The organism is Ligilactobacillus agilis DSM 20509, from assembly GCF_001436215.1.
GTDB classification, from domain to species: Bacteria; Bacillota; Bacilli; order Lactobacillales; family Lactobacillaceae; genus Ligilactobacillus; species Ligilactobacillus agilis.
On sequence record NZ_AYYP01000010.1, the window covers coordinates 75,621 to 92,009 of the forward strand.

13 protein-coding genes are annotated in these 16,389 nt (G+C 41.1%); 10 read left to right on the top strand and 3 right to left on the bottom strand.

The window, feature by feature from the left end; all coding sequences use genetic code 11:
• Positions 1–47: 47 nt before the first annotated feature.
• On the bottom strand, positions 48–2,003 hold the full coding sequence (locus FC14_RS01415) for an ABC-F family ATP-binding cassette domain-containing protein (protein WP_056975921.1): 1,956 nt from the start codon (positions 2,001–2,003) through the stop codon (positions 48–50).
• A gap of 229 nt (positions 2,004–2,232) precedes the next feature.
• On the opposite strand from FC14_RS01415, the gene FC14_RS01420 reads away from it, so the two are divergent.
• The gene (locus FC14_RS01420; RefSeq protein ID WP_050610914.1) at positions 2,233–2,877 is read left to right on the top strand and encodes a redox-sensing transcriptional repressor Rex; all 645 of its coding nucleotides are present in this window, start codon (positions 2,233–2,235) and stop codon (positions 2,875–2,877) included.
• Between the two features lie 41 nt (positions 2,878–2,918).
• Here FC14_RS01420 and FC14_RS01425 read toward each other — a convergent pair whose 3' ends face one another.
• Positions 2,919–3,554: a CPBP family intramembrane glutamic endopeptidase gene (locus tag FC14_RS01425; protein WP_050610915.1), complete on the bottom strand. Its 636-nt coding sequence runs from the start codon at positions 3,552–3,554 to the stop codon at positions 2,919–2,921.
• A gap of 202 nt (positions 3,555–3,756) precedes the next feature.
• Between FC14_RS01425 and groES the strand changes: the two genes are divergently transcribed.
• From groES to FC14_RS01445, 4 genes are all read left to right on the top strand, one after another.
• Positions 3,757–4,041: a co-chaperone GroES gene (gene groES, locus FC14_RS01430; RefSeq protein WP_056975923.1), complete on the top strand. Its 285-nt coding sequence runs from the start codon at positions 3,757–3,759 to the stop codon at positions 4,039–4,041.
• 38 nt (positions 4,042–4,079) lie between these two features.
• The gene (gene groL / locus FC14_RS01435; protein WP_050610917.1) at positions 4,080–5,699 is read left to right on the top strand and encodes a chaperonin GroEL; all 1,620 of its coding nucleotides are present in this window, start codon (positions 4,080–4,082) and stop codon (positions 5,697–5,699) included.
• A 265-nt stretch (positions 5,700–5,964) separates the two neighbouring features.
• Positions 5,965–7,800, top strand: coding sequence for an APC family permease (locus FC14_RS01440; protein WP_056975925.1), 1,836 nt, complete (start codon positions 5,965–5,967; stop codon positions 7,798–7,800).
• 196 nt (positions 7,801–7,996) lie between these two features.
• Complete coding sequence (locus FC14_RS01445; RefSeq protein ID WP_056975927.1) at positions 7,997–9,115, top strand: glycosyltransferase family 4 protein; 1,119 nt, start codon at positions 7,997–7,999, stop codon at positions 9,113–9,115.
• A gap of 38 nt (positions 9,116–9,153) precedes the next feature.
• Here the strand turns inward: FC14_RS01445 and FC14_RS01450 are convergent, their stop codons facing one another.
• Complete coding sequence (locus tag FC14_RS01450) at positions 9,154–9,801, bottom strand: YigZ family protein (protein WP_056975929.1); 648 nt, start codon at positions 9,799–9,801, stop codon at positions 9,154–9,156.
• A gap of 58 nt (positions 9,802–9,859) precedes the next feature.
• On the opposite strand from FC14_RS01450, the gene FC14_RS01455 reads away from it, so the two are divergent.
• From FC14_RS01455 to prfB, 5 genes are all read left to right on the top strand, one after another.
• A complete protein-coding gene (locus FC14_RS01455) occupies positions 9,860–11,188 on the top strand; it encodes an ATP-dependent helicase ComFA (RefSeq protein WP_056975931.1) in 1,329 nt (442 codons plus the stop codon).
• Positions 11,181–11,885: a ComF family protein gene (locus tag FC14_RS01460; RefSeq protein ID WP_056975933.1), complete on the top strand. Its 705-nt coding sequence runs from the start codon at positions 11,181–11,183 to the stop codon at positions 11,883–11,885. Before FC14_RS01455 ends, FC14_RS01460 begins: the two co-directional genes overlap by 8 nt.
• A 160-nt stretch (positions 11,886–12,045) precedes the next feature.
• On the top strand, positions 12,046–12,600 hold the full coding sequence (hpf, locus tag FC14_RS01465; RefSeq protein WP_056975935.1) for a ribosome hibernation-promoting factor, HPF/YfiA family: 555 nt from the start codon (positions 12,046–12,048) through the stop codon (positions 12,598–12,600).
• A gap of 174 nt (positions 12,601–12,774) precedes the next feature.
• Positions 12,775–15,138 (top strand): preprotein translocase subunit SecA, encoded by a 2,364-nt coding sequence (gene secA, locus FC14_RS01470; RefSeq protein WP_056975937.1) that lies wholly within the window; start codon positions 12,775–12,777, stop codon positions 15,136–15,138.
• A 63-nt stretch (positions 15,139–15,201) separates the two neighbouring features.
• A protein-coding gene (gene prfB / locus FC14_RS01475) for a peptide chain release factor 2 (protein WP_101812090.1) occupies positions 15,202–16,330 on the top strand; the annotation gives its coding sequence in 2 pieces (ribosomal slippage) (positions 15,202–15,273 and positions 15,275–16,330; 1,128 coding nt in all).
• Positions 16,331–16,389: the final 59 nt, after the last annotated feature.

Genomic DNA, 16,389 nt, shown 5'->3' on the forward strand with positions numbered 1-16,389 from the left:
ACAGCTTGCAACCATGCGTTTATAGCGTGATTGCAAGCTGTTTTTTGTTATTGTTCTAGAAATTCTTCTAAGGCTAAACTAGCCTCTTCCCAAGCGGTTTCGGCGGCAGTTAAGTCGGAAGTTACTTGGTCAAGTTGTTTTTGCAAAGCTTGGAGTTTGCCTAAATCATTTAAGTTTTCAGGAGCAGTCATAGCAACTTCGATTTCAGACTTTTGCGCATCGAGTTGTTCAACCAAACTTTCGGCCTCAGCTTGTGCCCGTTGCAGTTTACGTTCTTGCTTTTGACGTTCCTTGCTTTGCTGGTAACTTAACTTAGAATCAGAAACTGAGCTAGTAGCTTGTGCAGTTTGGTCAGATTGTTCGCTCGCTTTAGCAGCTGCTAGTTCGGCTTGTTCTTTTTTCTTATCAACATAGTAGTCATAGTCACCTAGGTAAAGGGTGCTACCAGTTGGTTCGATTTCTAAGACGCTGGTGGCCACCTTGTTGATAAAGTAGCGGTCGTGAGAAACAAATAAAATTGTGCCGTTGAAATCAAGGATAGCCTGCTCTAGGACTTCTTTACTGTCAATGTCTAAGTGGTTAGTAGGTTCGTCCAAAATTAAGAAATTATTGTGTTCTAAGGCTAACTTAGTTAGAAGTAAGCGGGCTTTTTCACCACCAGAAAGGCTACCGACGATTTTTTTAACATCATCACCAACGAAGAGAAAACTACCTAGAATCGAGCGGACGTCACGTTCTGGCATAGTTGGGTGTTCGTCCCAAATTTCATTAAGCACAGTCTTTTTGAAGTCAAGGTTTTGTTGTTCCTGGTCGTAGTAGCCTACCGTAACGTTAGTTCCTAGTTCGGCTGAACCCTTGATAAAGGGAATTTTACCTAGGATACTCTTTAAGAGGGTGGACTTACCAATTCCGTTGGGGCCAACGATAGCCATAACCTTGTGTTTGCGTAAATCGATATTAATGGGGGCGGCAATGGTTGTCTGATTATAGCCGATTGCAGCGTCAGATACGGTTAAAACGACATTACCGCTCTCTTTTTCGCCTTCAAAGCTAAAGTGGGGGCCCTTTTCATAGCCTTCAGGTCGTTCTAACCGGTCCATTTTTTCTAGTTGTTTACGCCGGCTTTGAGCCCGTTTAGTGGTAGAAGCTCGGACTAAGTTACGGTTAACGAAATCTTCCAATTTATTGATTTCTGCTTGTTGTTTTTCGTAACTCTTCCATTCCTGAGCTAAGCGGGCGGCTTTTTCCTTAATATAATAAGAATAATTTCCCTTATAGTAATTAGAGTGACCATGCGTGATCTCGTAGATTTCGGTGACGATTTTATCTAAGAAATAACGGTCGTGAGAAACGATTAAGAGTGCGCCTTGGTAGCCTTGAATGTAATTTTCTAACCAGGTTAAAGTCTCAATGTCTAAGTGGTTAGTAGGTTCGTCTAGAATCAAGAGGTCGCGTTTTTCTAAGAGTAACTTAGCCAAGGCTAGGCGGGTTTTTTGTCCCCCGGAAAGGTCTGTGATGGCGTGGTCATACATATCTTCGTCGAAGTGGAAACCATGGAGGACCGCTTTTATTTCATTTTCATAGCCGTAACCATTTTGAGCGTTAAAGTCATGGAGTAACTGATCGTATTGCTTAGTTAGTTGTTCGTAAGCAGCGCTTTGATGGTCTGTGCTGGTAGCAATTTGTTCTTCTAGTTGGTGGAGTTTAACTTCCATTTCTTTGAGGTAAGCAAAGACGGACTTCATTTCCTCAAAAACAGTTCTATCGGAATCAAGGCCAGTGGTTTGGGCAAGGTAGCCGATAGTTAGGCCTTTTTTACGGACAATTTGGCCTTCATCTGGTTCGGAGTCACCGAGTAGCATTGAAATTAAAGTAGACTTACCGGCTCCGTTTTTGCCGACTAAGCCAATCCGAGAATTATCTTGAATATCAAGGTTAACGTTTGAAAACAAGACGTCTGCCCCAAAGTGACGGGCAACGGCTTGTGCTTGAAGTAAAATCATGAAAATATCACCTGCTTGTGTAGTTTTTAGCTTGTGTTAAATAGTAATAATGTTTGTGAATTAATATGTACAATCTTTTTAAGCGAAAATCTTAGATGTAGTGCTTGATAAGCTGGGGTTTTACCGGCTGAATTTAAAAAAGATTGTGAAAAAGTAAACGCTTCTTTGTTTCCTTATAGTCGCGGTTATGGTAGAATTAATTCGTGAACTATGTGAAAGGAGAAATAAAATGGCTACTGAAAATATTCCTAATGCAACAGCTAAGCGGCTCCCCATTTATTATCGTTACCTTAACATTCTAGCAGATTCTGGTAAAAAAAGGGTATCCTCTACGGAATTAGCTGAAGCTGTTAAAGTAGATTCGGCAACCATTCGGCGTGACTTTTCTTATTTTGGTGCCCTAGGTAAGAGAGGGTATGGTTACGAAGTTGAAGCATTGATTAAGTTCTTCAAAAAGATTCTTAACCAAGATAAGTTGACTAACGTTGCCTTGATTGGAGTCGGAAATCTTGGCCATGCTTTATTAAACTTTAACTTCCATAAGAGTAATAACGTCCGAATCAGTGCTGCCTTTGATGTTAATGACGAGATAACGGGTACCATTCAAAGTGGGGTGCCCATCTACCCAATGTCTGATATGAAAGAACAGTTAACGGTACAACAGATTGAAATTGTTATTTTGACTGTACCTGCATCTGTTGCGCAAGATGTAACTGATGAAATTATGGAAACCGGGGTAAAAGGCATCTTGAACTTTACCCCCCTCAGAATTTCTGTTCCAGATACAGTCCGGGTCCAAAACGTTGATTTGACCAACGAACTCCAAACTTTGGTTTACTTTTTAGATCACTTTGGCACTAAGGATGAAGACTAATAACTTAGGGATTTTCACATTATGGTGAAAATCCCTCTTTTTTATATTGTTTGGCTAAGTAGCAAGATTAGTAAGTTCATCCCCAGGTGACACCCCACGCTAATACTGATTCTTCCCGTCTTATAGTAGACCCCACTAAGGATTAGGCCCATAAAAGCATAGACTAAGAAGTGACCATCGTTATGGGCTAACACAAAGAGAAAAGTTGATCCTAACAAGGGGTAGAGTTTATTTGTAAAGTCGCTAACGGTTCCAAAGAGTACCTTCCTAAAGACGAGTTCTTCCATAAGTGGAGCGGCTAGTACCAAAGTTAAGGCGTAGTACGGATAGGATTTCGTAATGGTTAGCAAAGATTGGGTGTTGGCAGAAGCGCTTGGAAGGTGGAGAACGTAACTCTCGAACCCTAAAGCCAATTTTTGACTAATAAATAAGCCTAACAGTCCTAAGCCGAGGTAGAGTAAACTCACAGACCAGGGAGCTGGTCGTCTTTCAAACTGATTGTGATAAGGGTAGCGGTGGTTAAGCCCCAGCATAAGTCCCGCACCTAAGAGGTTAATAATTGTTAGGAACAGATAAATATAAGGACTTTTTGCCCACCAGTAGCTAGCTAGGTTGGCAAAGTTAAGTGTTAGAAAATAAGTAAGCACTAATGCCAACGCGTTTTTAGAATTTGCCATTGAAAAAACCTTTCTGCTTGTAAGTAAAATTTCAACAGCGTCAATTATAACACAGTTAAGCCGTGGTTAAAAAAATTAGCACTCGCCAGGCGAGAGTGATAAAAAAGTCTTGCAATTTTAAATTAAAGTGAGTATAGTAATAGTTGTAATCAGTTAGCACTCAAAGTTAACGAGTGCTAAAAAAAACATGGAGGGATTTAACGTGCTTAAACCATTAGGAGATCGAGTAATTTTAGAAGTTCAAAAAGAAGAAGAACAAAAAGTTGGGGGCATTATTTTAGCCGCTAATGCAAAAGAAAAACCTCAAACAGCTAAGGTTATCGCTGTTGGTGAAGGTCGCGTTTTAGACAATGGTCAAAAAGTTGCTCCAAGTGTTAAGGAAGGTGACCTTGTCTTATTCGACAAGTACGCTGGAACAGAAGTTAAATATGAAGATGCAACTTACTTAGTTGTTCGTGAAAACGACTTAGTTGCAATTGTTGACTAGTTTTTATTAAATTTACTACTATATGAGGTGAATATTTAATGGCAAAGGAAATTAAGTTTTCAGAAGATGCACGTTCAAAAATGTTAGCTGGGGTTGACAAATTAGCTAACACAGTTAAATCAACAATTGGTCCTAAGGGACGTAACGTTGTCTTGGAACAATCATATGGTTCCCCAACTATCACAAACGATGGGGTAACTATTGCTAAGGGAATTGAATTAGAAGATCATTTTGAAAATATGGGGGCTAAATTAGTAGCCGAAGTTGCTTCTAAGACAAATGATATTGCCGGTGACGGTACAACTACTGCTACTGTCTTGACCCAAGCAATTGTTAACGAAGGAATGAAGAACGTAACTGCTGGTGCTAACCCTGTTGGTATCCGGACTGGGATTGAAATGGCAACTAAGGCTGCCGTTGAAGGGTTACACAAGATGTCTCACACAGTTGCTTCTAAGAGTGATATCGCCCAAGTTGCTTCTATTTCATCAGCAAGTGAAGAAGTAGGTAACTTAATTGCTGATGCGATGGAAAAAGTTGGTAACGATGGGGTTATCACTATTGAAGAATCTAAGGGGATTGATACTTCCTTAGACGTTGTTGAAGGGATGCAATTTGACCGTGGTTACCTATCACAATACATGGTAACAGATACTGATAAGATGGAAGCAGACCTTGACAACCCATACATTTTGTTGACTGATAAGAAGATTTCTAACATCCAAGAAATCTTGCCATTACTTCAAGAAGTAGTTCAACAAGGGCGGGCACTCTTGATTGTAGCCGATGATGTTGATGGTGAAGCTTTACCAACCCTTGTTTTAAACAAGATTCGTGGTAGCTTTAATGTAGTTGCTGTTAAGGCACCTGGCTTTGGTGACCGGCGCAAAGCAATGTTAGAAGATATTGCTATCTTGACCGGTGCAACTTTGATTACCGATGATTTAGGCCTTCAATTAAAAGACACTACCCTTGACCAATTAGGGACAGCTCACAAGGTAATTGTAACTAAGGAAAATACAACAATTACTGAAGGTGCTGGTGACTCAGCTCAAATTAAGGAAAGAGTAGAACAAATTAAGAAGCAAATCGCAGAAACAACTTCTGACTTTGATCGTGAAAAGCTTCAAGAACGGTTAGCTAAATTAGCCGGTGGGGTTGCGGTTATTAAAGTTGGGGCTGCCACTGAAACTGAATTGAAGGAACGCAAGTACCGGATTGAAGATGCCTTAAATGCAACCCGGGCTGCCGTGGAAGAAGGCTTTGTTCCTGGTGGTGGTACAGCCTTAGTAAATGTAATTCCTGCTGTTGCTAGCCTTAAAGCTGAAGGTGACGTTTTAACTGGGATTAACATCGTTAAACGTGCCTTAGAAGAACCAGTTCGTCAAATTGCTGAAAACGCTGGGCTGGAAGGATCTGTAATCGTTGAAAAATTAAAGGAACAAAAGGCCGGTATTGGTTACAATGCTGCTAGTGATGAATGGGTAGATATGGTTGAAGCCGGAATTGTTGACCCAACTAAGGTTACTCGTTCAGCACTTCAAAACGCTGCTTCAGTTTCTGCATTATTACTTACAACCGAAGCGGTTGTTGCCGACAAACCAGAAGAAAATCCAGCTCCTCAAGCACCAGCTGCTGGTATGGGCGGTATGATGTAATTTAAAATTAAGGGTAATTAAAAGCAAGTTTTCCTTGAGGAGGCTTGCTTTTTTTGTTATGAAAAAACTTTGTTAAAAAATTAGCTTGCAAGTCCTAGGTAAATATGATTAAATCAAGGGCGTACTATTTTACAAATGCCCCTACTAGTCTTAATCAGATGTGGCTACTAATTTTGGGGCTTTTGGTGTAAAATGGTGGTGTTTAATCAAAAAAGTTTCTACTTTGAATAAGTGATAATTACGATTAGCTAAAGGAGAAATTATTATGTGGCGTTATTTAAAACGGCTGTTAATTGGTCAGCCGTTAAAAACTGCAGAGGAAGGCGGGCAATCTTTAACCAAGTTTAAGGCCCTGGCACTTCTTTCTTCAGATGCTTTGTCTTCTGTGGCATACGGGACCGAACAGATAACCACCGTGTTATTTGCCTTATCTGCAGCTGCAACTTGGTATGCAATGCCAGCGGCTGGAATTGTGCTGATTTTGCTCTTTGCAATTACAATGTCCTACCGCCAAATTATTCATGCCTATCCATCTGGTGGTGGTGCTTACGTAGTCGCAACCAAGAACTGGGGAACAGGTGCTGGGTTAGTGGCTGGGGGCTCATTATTGGTTGACTATATGTTGACCGTTGCGGTTTCTGTGACTGCGGGGACTGAAGCGATAACCTCTGCGGTGCCGGCTTTGCGTGACCATAGTGTGGCAATTTCAGTAATAATTGTCCTCTTTATCATGACCTTGAACTTACGGGGAATGAGGGAGTCAGCTTCATTTCTGACCGTGCCCGTTTATTTCTTTGTCATCATGATTGTCGGGATGGTTGTTTGGGGATTAATTAATATTGCTACCGGTCATTTGGCTTACCACGCCCCAGCTGCGATTGGTGCTAGTGTTCCTGGCATGACGGTTATTTTATTTTTAAAGGCATTTTCTGCGGGTTCTTCTTCCCTAACTGGGGTCGAAGCTATCAGTAATGCGGTGCCAAACTTTAAGGAGCCAAAAAGAAAGAACGCGGCTAATACCTTAGCAATTATGTCCTTAATTTTGGCGACTTTCTTTGCTGGGATTACTTTCCTTAGTTATTACTTAGGGGTAATGCCTAATCCTGAGCAAACGGTCTTATCTCAAATTGGGGCGTTAGTTTTTGGAAAGGGGATTTTTTATTACCTCCTTCAATTAGCAACTGCTATGATTTTAGCCGTTGCTGCTAACACAGGTTTTTCAGCCTTCCCAATGTTAGCTTACAATATGGCTAAGGACAAGTTTATGCCCCACCTGTTTATGGATAAGGGTGATCGCCTAGGTTATTCTAACGGGATTATTTTCTTGGCGGTTGGTGCGATTGCGTTAATCTTTATTTTCCATGGTCAAACTAACCTCTTGATTCCACTGTATGCAGTGGGGGTATTTGTGCCGTTTACCTTGTCGCAATCAGGGATGATTATTCACTGGTTTAGGGAAAAAGGAAAGAATTGGGTCTTAAATGCTTGCTTTAACTTATTAGGCGCATTAATTTCCTTTGCCTTAGTGATTTTCTTGTTCTGGTTACACTTTGACAATGTTTGGCCATACCTAGTAATCATGCCATTCTTACTGTTTATGTTTTATAAGGTGCATGATCACTATGTAAAGATTGCCGCCCAATTACGCTTGACAATGGACGAGGAAGCACAATTCCATAAGTACGATGGTTCAACGGTAATCGTGTTAGTTAGTTCAGTTACCCATGTGACGACGGGGGCTATTAACTATGCGCGTTCGATTGGGGATTACGTGATTGCTATGCACGTTTCTTTTGACACTAATCCGAAAAAGGAACATGAAACGGCTAAGAAATTTAAGCAGGCCTTCCCTGACGTTCGGTTTGTCGATTTGCACTCTTCTTACCGGTCAGTTACTAAGCCGGTCTTACGTTTTACTGATGTAATTGCTAAAAATGCGGCTAACCGTAACTATTCGGTGACAGTTCTAATCCCACAATTCGTACCTAAGAAGCCATGGCAAAATATCTTGCATAACCAAACCGCCTTACAATTACGGCGGGCATTAAATCTTCACGAAAATGTGATTGTCTCGACCTATAGTTATCATTTGAAGAAATAAGCTAAAACGACCTTGACTGATAATTTGTTAGTCAAGGTCGTTTCGCTTTGCTTTTATAAAGGGGGATTATTATTTCAATGCCAAAAAGGTTGGCGATATGTTATCATAGAAGTTATGATAGTTGACAGTTAAATTTGACTGTTACAGTCAAATTAGTGCTTTGACTAAGATTTAGATTTAAAAGGACGGCAGATATATGTATAAAATCCTTGCGTCTTTATTTGCCACTATGTTACTGGCTGCCTTGCTAACACCATTTATTCGGCAGCTGGCTTTTAAAGTAGGGGCAGTTGATAACCCTAACGCGCGGCGGGTTAATAAAATCCCCATGCCGACAATGGGTGGTTTGGCAATCTTTTTGTCATTTAATTTAGCAAACTTATTTTTATTAAGAAATCAATATCCAAGTAGTCAGTTGTATTCGTTAATTTTAGCCCAGTTAATCATAATTGCGACGGGCGTGATTGATGATATTTATGAATTAAAACCCCGGCAAAAAATGTTTGGGATTTTTTTGGCAGCGCTAGTGGTATTTTTTGTTGCCAAAGTAAGGATGACGACGTTAACCTTACCATTTCTAGGGGTAATCCCGCTAGGCTGGCTGAGTTTTCCTATCACCATTATTTGGATTCTAGCTATTACCAACGCGGTTAATCTGATTGATGGTTTGGATGGGTTGGCGACTGGGGTTTCAATTATAGCTTTAACAACCAGTGCAGTGACAGGATATTTCTTCTTAAATGTAACCAATACCTTTGTGTCAATCATGATGTTTACACTAGTTGCTGCTTTAATTGGCTTTTTACCCTATAATTTTCACCCGGCTAGAATCTATTTAGGAGATACGGGTTCATTATTCATTGGTTTTATGATGGCTGTTTTCTCTTTGTATGGCTTAAAGAATGCGACGTTCATTACGATTATTATCCCAGTGATAATTATGGGTGTTCCGATTACAGATACAGTCTACGCGATTTTGCGGAGATGGTTGAATAATAAACCAATTTCGCAAGCAGATAAGCATCATTTACACCACCGCTTGATGCAAATGGGGCTTTCACACCGCCAAACAGTGCTGGTAATTTATGGAATTGCTTTAATCTTTTCGTTCATTTCCTTGCTGTACCCCTTATCAAACTTGTGGGGGTCAGTGCTGTTAACAGTCGCTACCCTACTAGGATTAGAGTTGTTTGTGGAATTAATCGGCTTAGTAGGAGATGGGCGGCAACCCTTACTTGATGGAATTAAAAAGTTAGTTTTAATGACAAGTGCGCGTGAACGTTGCGACCGTGATAAAGAAGATCGACATAAATAACAATAAAGGATGCTCTTTGACAGGGCATCCTTTATTTGTTAGTGATGAGGTTGGTAGGGGATTTCGTTATAGAAACTAGGGCCGGGGGTGATTTGAATTTGGCCGTTTAAAAGGTCGATGAGGTTGGCTTCAGTAGGATTAACGTTCTCAAGGTCAACCGCAATCTTGATAGTAACGTCAACTCCGTAGTCAGTATTTAGGATGTGATAGTTATTTTGTTTTAAATAATTTTCTAAACGACCTTGTTGGTTATAAGCGATTTGAAGTGCGAGCTCTCTTTGCATAACCCGTTTGACGATGCCGATTTCGTTGATGGCCTGGCTGGTAGTGCTTGAATAAGCCCGGATTAGCCCTGAAGCACCTAACTTGATACCGCCAAAGTAACGGGTAACGACTGCGGTGACGTTATGGAGGGAAAGATTTTTAAGTACCTCTAAAATAGGGACGCCGGCTGTTCCTGAAGGTTCCCCGTTATCGCTTTCGCGTTGGATTTCGTCGTTTAGACCTAAGGTGTAGGCAAAACAGTTATGGTTGGCCTTTTTATTTTGGGCTTGAATCTGGGCGATGAAGGCTTTAGCTTCTGCTTCTGTTTCAGTTCGAGCGAGACTGCAAATGAAATCTGACTTCTTAATCGTTTGTTTATAAGAGCCAGGTGATTTTATGGTTAAATATGTCTCATTTTCCATGTAACTCCTCCAGTAATCTGAATTTTTTGCGTATCTATATTATGAAGGGGGAATTACTATGGATGCAAGCATTTTATACGGTCGCCAAATAGTTTTGGGTGAAAAAGACTTGGAGGGCTTAAATAATCTCCGGGTTAAACCTGCTTTGGTGGTAGGTAAGCGAGGAGTGATTTGTCAAAGGTGCGGGCAGACTACTAGTTTAAAGTTAGCCCGGCTTCCAACTGGAAAGTACTATTGTCCTAATTGTCTGCTGTTAGGACGGCTGACTAGTGCTGACCAGCTTTATAATTTACCAGAGCCCCACCTATTTGAATACAAAAAAAATAGTTTAACTTGGCAGGGACAATTATCTAAGTACCAGGAGAAGTGCTCGGCTCAACTACAAACGGTTGTTAAACACGGGGGCAAACATTTGCTGTGGGCTGTAACGGGGGCGGGAAAGACGGAGATGCTTTTTGAAACCATTAACTGGGCCCTCCAAACTGGAAAGCGGGTGGGACTTGCTTCACCGAGGGTCGATGTTTGTAACGAATTATTTCCCAGGTTACAAGCTGCATTTGCAAAGACGCCCATGATTTTACTTCATGGCCACGCTAAGGAATCGTACCGTTATACCCAGCTAGTAGTTGCAACCACTCACCAGCTATTGCGTTTTTACCAGGCCTTTGACCTGTTGATAATTGATGAAGTGGATGCTTTTCCCTTTGTAGATGATCCAGGGCTTCATTATGCTGCTAATAACGCGCTGATTCCAGGTGGTACGCTAGTCTATCTAACTGCAACTCCTAGTAGGAAGCTGTTAGCGGCTGTTAAGAAAAAAGAACTCTCGGTCAGTTACCTCCCACTTCGGTTTCATGGCTACCTACTGCCAACAATTAACTTAGTCGCAGTTGCTAAATTACGCAGTCAGCTTGACGAGGGAATTTTGAATTCAAAAATTAAAAAAATTCTACTAAGGTGGCAGGAAGAAGGATATCAATTCTTAGTTTTTGTTCCAAGAATTGCCCTCTTAAAACCGGTCTACCAAGCTATTGCTAACTTGTTAAAGCCAGAATTAAAGGGGCAGACGGTCTACGCTAACGATGGTCAACGAATTGAGAAGGTAGCTAAAATGCGGGCGCAGGAATACCGGTACTTAGTTACGACTACTATTTTGGAGCGGGGGGTAACATTTCCAGGGATTAATATTATGGTTTTAGCTGCAGACGATAGCAACTTTTCGACGGCTGCTTTGGTCCAGATTGCAGGACGAGCGGGGAGAAATAAGGCGCGACCTACCGGGGATGTTTATTTCTTTTGTCAAGATTATACCCGGACGGTAAAAGCCGCCTGCAAGCAAATTAAGTTTCTCAATCGTAAGGGAAAGAAGTTGAAGCAAGATGAATAAGCAGTGTTTACTTTGTCAACAAGACCTAACTTACCACTTTGATTTAAAATGGTTTTTAACATTGCAACCGCTGGTTGATAAATACCTATGTGAGCGCTGTGCTGCTAATTTTATCAGGTTAGATAATAAATTAACTTGCCCAGGGTGTGGCCGGCTGAGTGAGATGGGCAAGCTGTGTTCAGACTGCTTGCGTTGGCAACAAGTAGCCCCAGAGTTGTTAACTAACAAAGCCCTGTATAGCTACCAGACCGAAGCAATGAAGGGCTACTTAGAAAGGTATAAGTTTTTAGGCGATTACCGCTTGCGTTACGTTTTTCAAAAGCAGTGGTGTGACTTTATTGTTAAGAACTATCCTCCTAAGCAAGGCTGGCTGTATGTTCCTATTCCGGTCGATCAGGAAAGTAAGAGCCAGCGGGGATTCAACCAGGTGATAGGTCTAGCAGAACTTTTGCCTTTAACTGAGGTATTAGAGATGAAACAAACTCATGGACGGGTAAAGCAATCTAAGAAGAACCGCCGCCAACGAATGAAAACCAAGCAACCGTTCAATTATAGTGGAAGTGAGGAGGAAATTTTGCAAAAGAAGGTGGTACTTTTAGATGACGTTTATACAACCGGCCGGACACTGTATCATGCCCGTGCAGTTTTAAAAACACACGGGGCTGCGTTGGTTAGAAGCGTGACGCTTAGCCGTTAAAAAAAGCGAAAAAAGTCTAAAAAAAGGGAAAAATTTGTCTATAACAATTGTTAAATGAACCGCTTTCTATTATAATAAAAGTGTAGATAAGATATGGTTCATATAAGAACCTATCTTTGAACTAAGTAGTGATACTTAGTGTTGAAAGGAGAGGTTTACCATGTTAAAAATCAATGTTCGTGGTGAAAATATCGAAGTTACAGGAGCTATTCGCGAATACGTAGAAAAGAAACTAACTAAGTTAGAAAAATACTTCGAGAATACTTCAAATTCTACAGCTCATGTAAATCTAAAAGTTTACACCGACAAAACATACAAGGTAGAAGTAACCATTCCTTTACCTTACCTAGTTTTACGGGCTGAAGAAACCTCACCTGATATGTACGCAAGTATTGATTTGGTGACTGATAAACTTGAACGTCAAATTCGTAAGTATAAGACAAAAGTTAATCGCAAGTCACGTGAAAAAGGCTTTGCTTCCTTTGAATTTGTTCCTCAAGCCGAAGAAAAGGAAGAAGAAGATAAGAAGTTTGAAATCGTGCGTACAAAGCATGTTTCCTTGAAGCCAATGGACAGTGAAGAAGCTGTCTTACAAATGGACATGTTAGGCCACAACTTCTTCATCTATGAAGATGCTGAAACCCAAGGCATTAACATCGTTTACCGTCGTAAGGATGGACGTTACGGCTTAATCGAAGCAGGTGACGAAGGCTAGTCTTCGCTAACTAAATAAGATAGCTAGCTAGTGCTAGGGAGGGTTGTCGATAGTGGCAACCCTTTTTTATGTTTAAATTTTCTGAAAATAATGCTAGAATATACCTTGGTATACTAAATTTTAAATTGAAATTTAATTTTTTTAAAAGAAAACAAATTAGGAAGGATTTATAAGATGGCAAATTTCCTAAGAAAATGGGTTGAAAGTGATAAACGTGAATTAAAGCGTTTAGGAAAAATTGCTGATAAAGTTGAAGCTTATGCAAGTACGATGGAAGCTTTATCAGATGAAGAATTAAAAGCAAAAACACCAGAATTAAAGCAACGTTACCAAAATGGCAGTAGTTTAGATGAACTCTTGCCAGAAGCCTTTGCGGTTGCACGTGAAGGGGCTCGTCGGGTTTTAGGCCTATATCCTTACCGGGTTCAAATTATCGGGGGGATTGTTCTTCACGAAGGTAATATTGCAGAAATGAAAACTGGTGAAGGAAAGACTTTGACGGCTACTATGCCTGTTTACCTCAACGCCTTATCAGGAGAAGGGGTACACGTTGTTACTGTTAACGAGTATTTATCTAGTCGTGATGCCAGTGAAATGGGTGAACTTTATAATTGGTTAGGATTAAAAGTTGGCTTAAATATCGCTAGCAAGACTCCAGCCGAAAAGCGGGAAGCTTATGCGGCTGATATTACCTATTCCACTAACAGTGAATTAGGCTTTGACTACCTGCGGGATAACATGGTTGTTTACAGAGAAGATATGGTACAACGCCCACTTAACTTTGTAATTGTCGATGAAGTAGACTCTATTTTAATCGATGAAGCGCGGACACCGCTGATTATTTCAGGGCAAGCAACTGGTTCAACTATGCTTTATACGCGGACAGACCGGTTTGCTAAAACGCTAACGGAAGATGAAGACTTTAAGATTGACTTGGAGTCTAAGACTGTTTCCTTGACTGAGGAAGGAATCAAGAAGGGTGAAAAATACTTTGGGTTAACCAACTTATATGACCCAGATAACACAGCCTTAAATCACCACTTAGATAATGCCTTGCGGGCTAACTTTATCATGTTACGGGATAAAGATTATGTGGTCCAAGATGGGGAAGTCTTGATTGTTGACCAATTTACAGGGCGGATTATGGATGGCCGGCGCTACTCCGATGGGTTGCACCAGGCTATCGAAGCTAAAGAACACGTTGAAATTAAAGAAGAAACTAAAACAATGGCTAACATTACCTACCAAAACTTCTTCAGAATGTATAAGAAACTCTCGGGGATGACTGGGACTGCCAAGACGGAACAAGAAGAATTCCGGGAAATCTATAACATGGAAGTTGTGACAATTCCAACTAACCGGCCAATCGCCCGGGAAGACCGGCCTGATTTATTGTATCCAACTTTAAAGAGTAAGTTTAAAGCGGTGGTAGAAGATATTAAGACTCGCCATGAAGCTGGACAACCAATCTTGGTTGGGACGGTGGCTGTGGAAACCTCTGAGCTTTTGTCACATATGCTTGATCAAGAGGGAATTCCTCACTCTGTCTTAAACGCCAAAAACCACGCCCGGGAAGCTGAAATTGTTATGAATGCCGGGCAAAGAGGAGCTGTCACAATTGCTACTAACATGGCCGGTCGGGGTACCGATATCAAACTGGGGCCGGGTGTTCGTGAACTTGGTGGTTTAGCCGTAATTGGGACAGAACGGCACGAATCGCGCCGGATTGATAATCAGTTACGGGGCCGGTCAGGTCGTCAAGGTGATCCAGGGGTGTCACAATTCTATCTATCGCTGGAAGATGATTTGATGCTACGCTTTGGTTCAGAAAGAATCAAGGCATTCTTGGAACGAATGAAAGTGGCCGATGATGATGCGGTTATCCAATCACGGATGATTACTAAGCAAGTTGAATCTGCGCAAAAGCGGGTTGAAGGTAATAACTACGATACTAGAAAGCAAGTGTTACAATACGATGATGTAATGCGGGCTCAACGTGAAATTATTTACAGCCAACGGCAACAAGTAATCATGGAAGATAAGTCACTCAAGGGTGTAATTATGCCAATGATTAAGCGAACTGTAGAGCATACAGTTCAAGTTCATACTCAGGGTGAAAAGAATGAGTGGAACTTGCAAGCTATTTTAGATTTTGCTGTATCAGCAATGGTTAATGAAGATAGCATTGAATTGGCAGATTTAGTTGGCAAGACTCCTGATGAGATTGTTGCTTACCTAATGGACCGTGCCGAGGCTAACTACAAGTTAAAAGAAAAACAACTATATGATGCTAGTCAAATGCTAGAATTTGAAAAGGTTGTTATCTTACGGGTGGTAGACTCCCGGTGGACTGATCACATCGATGAAATGGATCAATTACGCCAATCAATCGGTCTTCGTGGTTACGGACAATTGAATCCGTTGGTTGAATACCAATCAGATGGTTTCAGAATGTTTGAACAGATGATTGGGGATATTGAATACGACGTTACCCGCCTCTTCATGAAGGCGGAAATTCGCCAAAATATTAAGCGGTAAAAATAAAGCTGGAAGGTAAGACTGAAGTAAGCTTGCTTTTCAGCTTTTTGAATGGAGGATAAAATGGAATATAGTGATTACAAACGTGAAATTGCCACAATGAAGGCAAAAATCTTAGAATTTAGGAGGTCTCTTTGACTTAGATGAACTAGAAGAAGAGATTGCCCTTAATGAAAATAAGATGGCTCAACCGGGCTTTTGGGATGACCAAGAGTCCGCTCAGAAGTTAATCAATCAAAATAATGAATTAAAGGCTAAGTATGATAATTTCAAAGAGTTAGTAAAGCTAGTTGAGGACTTAGAAGTTCTCTTAGAAATGGTGGCTGAAGAACCAACCGATCAAGAATTATTAGCGGAACTAGAGCAAACCTATGCGGCGGCTGCTAACAAGTTACAAGCCTACCAACTAAGCATTTTGTTGAACCAACCTTATGACAAGGACAATGCAATCTTAGAAATCCACCCTGGAGCTGGTGGGACTGAATCGCAAGATTGGGGTTCGATGTTATTAAGAATGTATACGCGCTGGGCAGACCAGCATGGATTTAAGGTTGAAACAGTAGATTATCAGGCCGGAGATGAAGCGGGGATTAAAAGTGTTACCCTACTAATTGAAGGGACGAACGCTTACGGTTACCTCAGAAGTGAAAAAGGGGTTCACCGCTTAGTGAGAATTTCACCATTTGATGCGGCGGGCAGACGGCATACCTCTTTTGCCTCTGTAAATGTTATGCCTCAGCTAGATGATTCTGTTGAAGTAGAGTTGCGGCCAGAAGATGTGAAGATGGAAGTCTTTCGAGCTAGTGGAGCTGGGGGGCAGCATATCAATAAAACTTCTTCAGCGGTACGGTTGATTCACATTCCGACGGGAATTGTTGTTTCGAGTCAAGCTCAACGTTCGCAATTCCAAAACCGGGCTACGGCCGAAAGTATGTTGAAATCTAAGTTGTATCAACTGGAATTAGAAGCTAAGGAAAAGGAAAAAGCCAAGTTGCAAGGTGAACAGCTGGATATTTCTTGGGGATCCCAAATAAGATCTTATGTTTTCCACCCCTACTCAATGATTAAAGACCACCGGACTGGCTACGAAACTGGTAATACTGGGGCGGTAATGGATGGGGACTTAGATCCCTTTATCAACGCTTATCTCCAGTGGAACATTCACAAAGCAAGTGGGGATAATGATAAGTAACTGTAATTTAATTGCAACCTTAAGCTAAGCCAAAATGATATAATTATTAAGGCTATTAC

Excerpts from the sequence above, each read along its gene's own strand:
- FC14_RS01415 (WP_056975921.1), bottom strand. The coding sequence starts at position 2,003 with ATGATTTTACTTCAAGCACAAGCCGTTGCCCGTCACTTTGGGGCAGAC.
- FC14_RS01420 (WP_050610914.1), top strand. The coding sequence starts at position 2,233 with ATGGCTACTGAAAATATTCCTAATGCAACAGCTAAGCGGCTCCCCATT.
- FC14_RS01425 (WP_050610915.1), bottom strand. The coding sequence starts at position 3,554 with ATGGCAAATTCTAAAAACGCGTTGGCATTAGTGCTTACTTATTTTCTA.
- groL (WP_050610917.1), top strand. The coding sequence starts at position 4,080 with ATGGCAAAGGAAATTAAGTTTTCAGAAGATGCACGTTCAAAAATGTTA.
- FC14_RS01440 (WP_056975925.1), top strand. The coding sequence starts at position 5,965 with ATGTGGCGTTATTTAAAACGGCTGTTAATTGGTCAGCCGTTAAAAACT.
- FC14_RS01445 (WP_056975927.1), top strand. The coding sequence starts at position 7,997 with ATGTATAAAATCCTTGCGTCTTTATTTGCCACTATGTTACTGGCTGCC.
- FC14_RS01450 (WP_056975929.1), bottom strand. The coding sequence starts at position 9,801 with ATGGAAAATGAGACATATTTAACCATAAAATCACCTGGCTCTTATAAA.
- FC14_RS01455 (WP_056975931.1), top strand. The coding sequence starts at position 9,860 with ATGGATGCAAGCATTTTATACGGTCGCCAAATAGTTTTGGGTGAAAAA.
- FC14_RS01460 (WP_056975933.1), top strand. The coding sequence starts at position 11,181 with ATGAATAAGCAGTGTTTACTTTGTCAACAAGACCTAACTTACCACTTT.
- hpf (WP_056975935.1), top strand. The coding sequence starts at position 12,046 with ATGTTAAAAATCAATGTTCGTGGTGAAAATATCGAAGTTACAGGAGCT.
- secA (WP_056975937.1), top strand. The coding sequence starts at position 12,775 with ATGGCAAATTTCCTAAGAAAATGGGTTGAAAGTGATAAACGTGAATTA.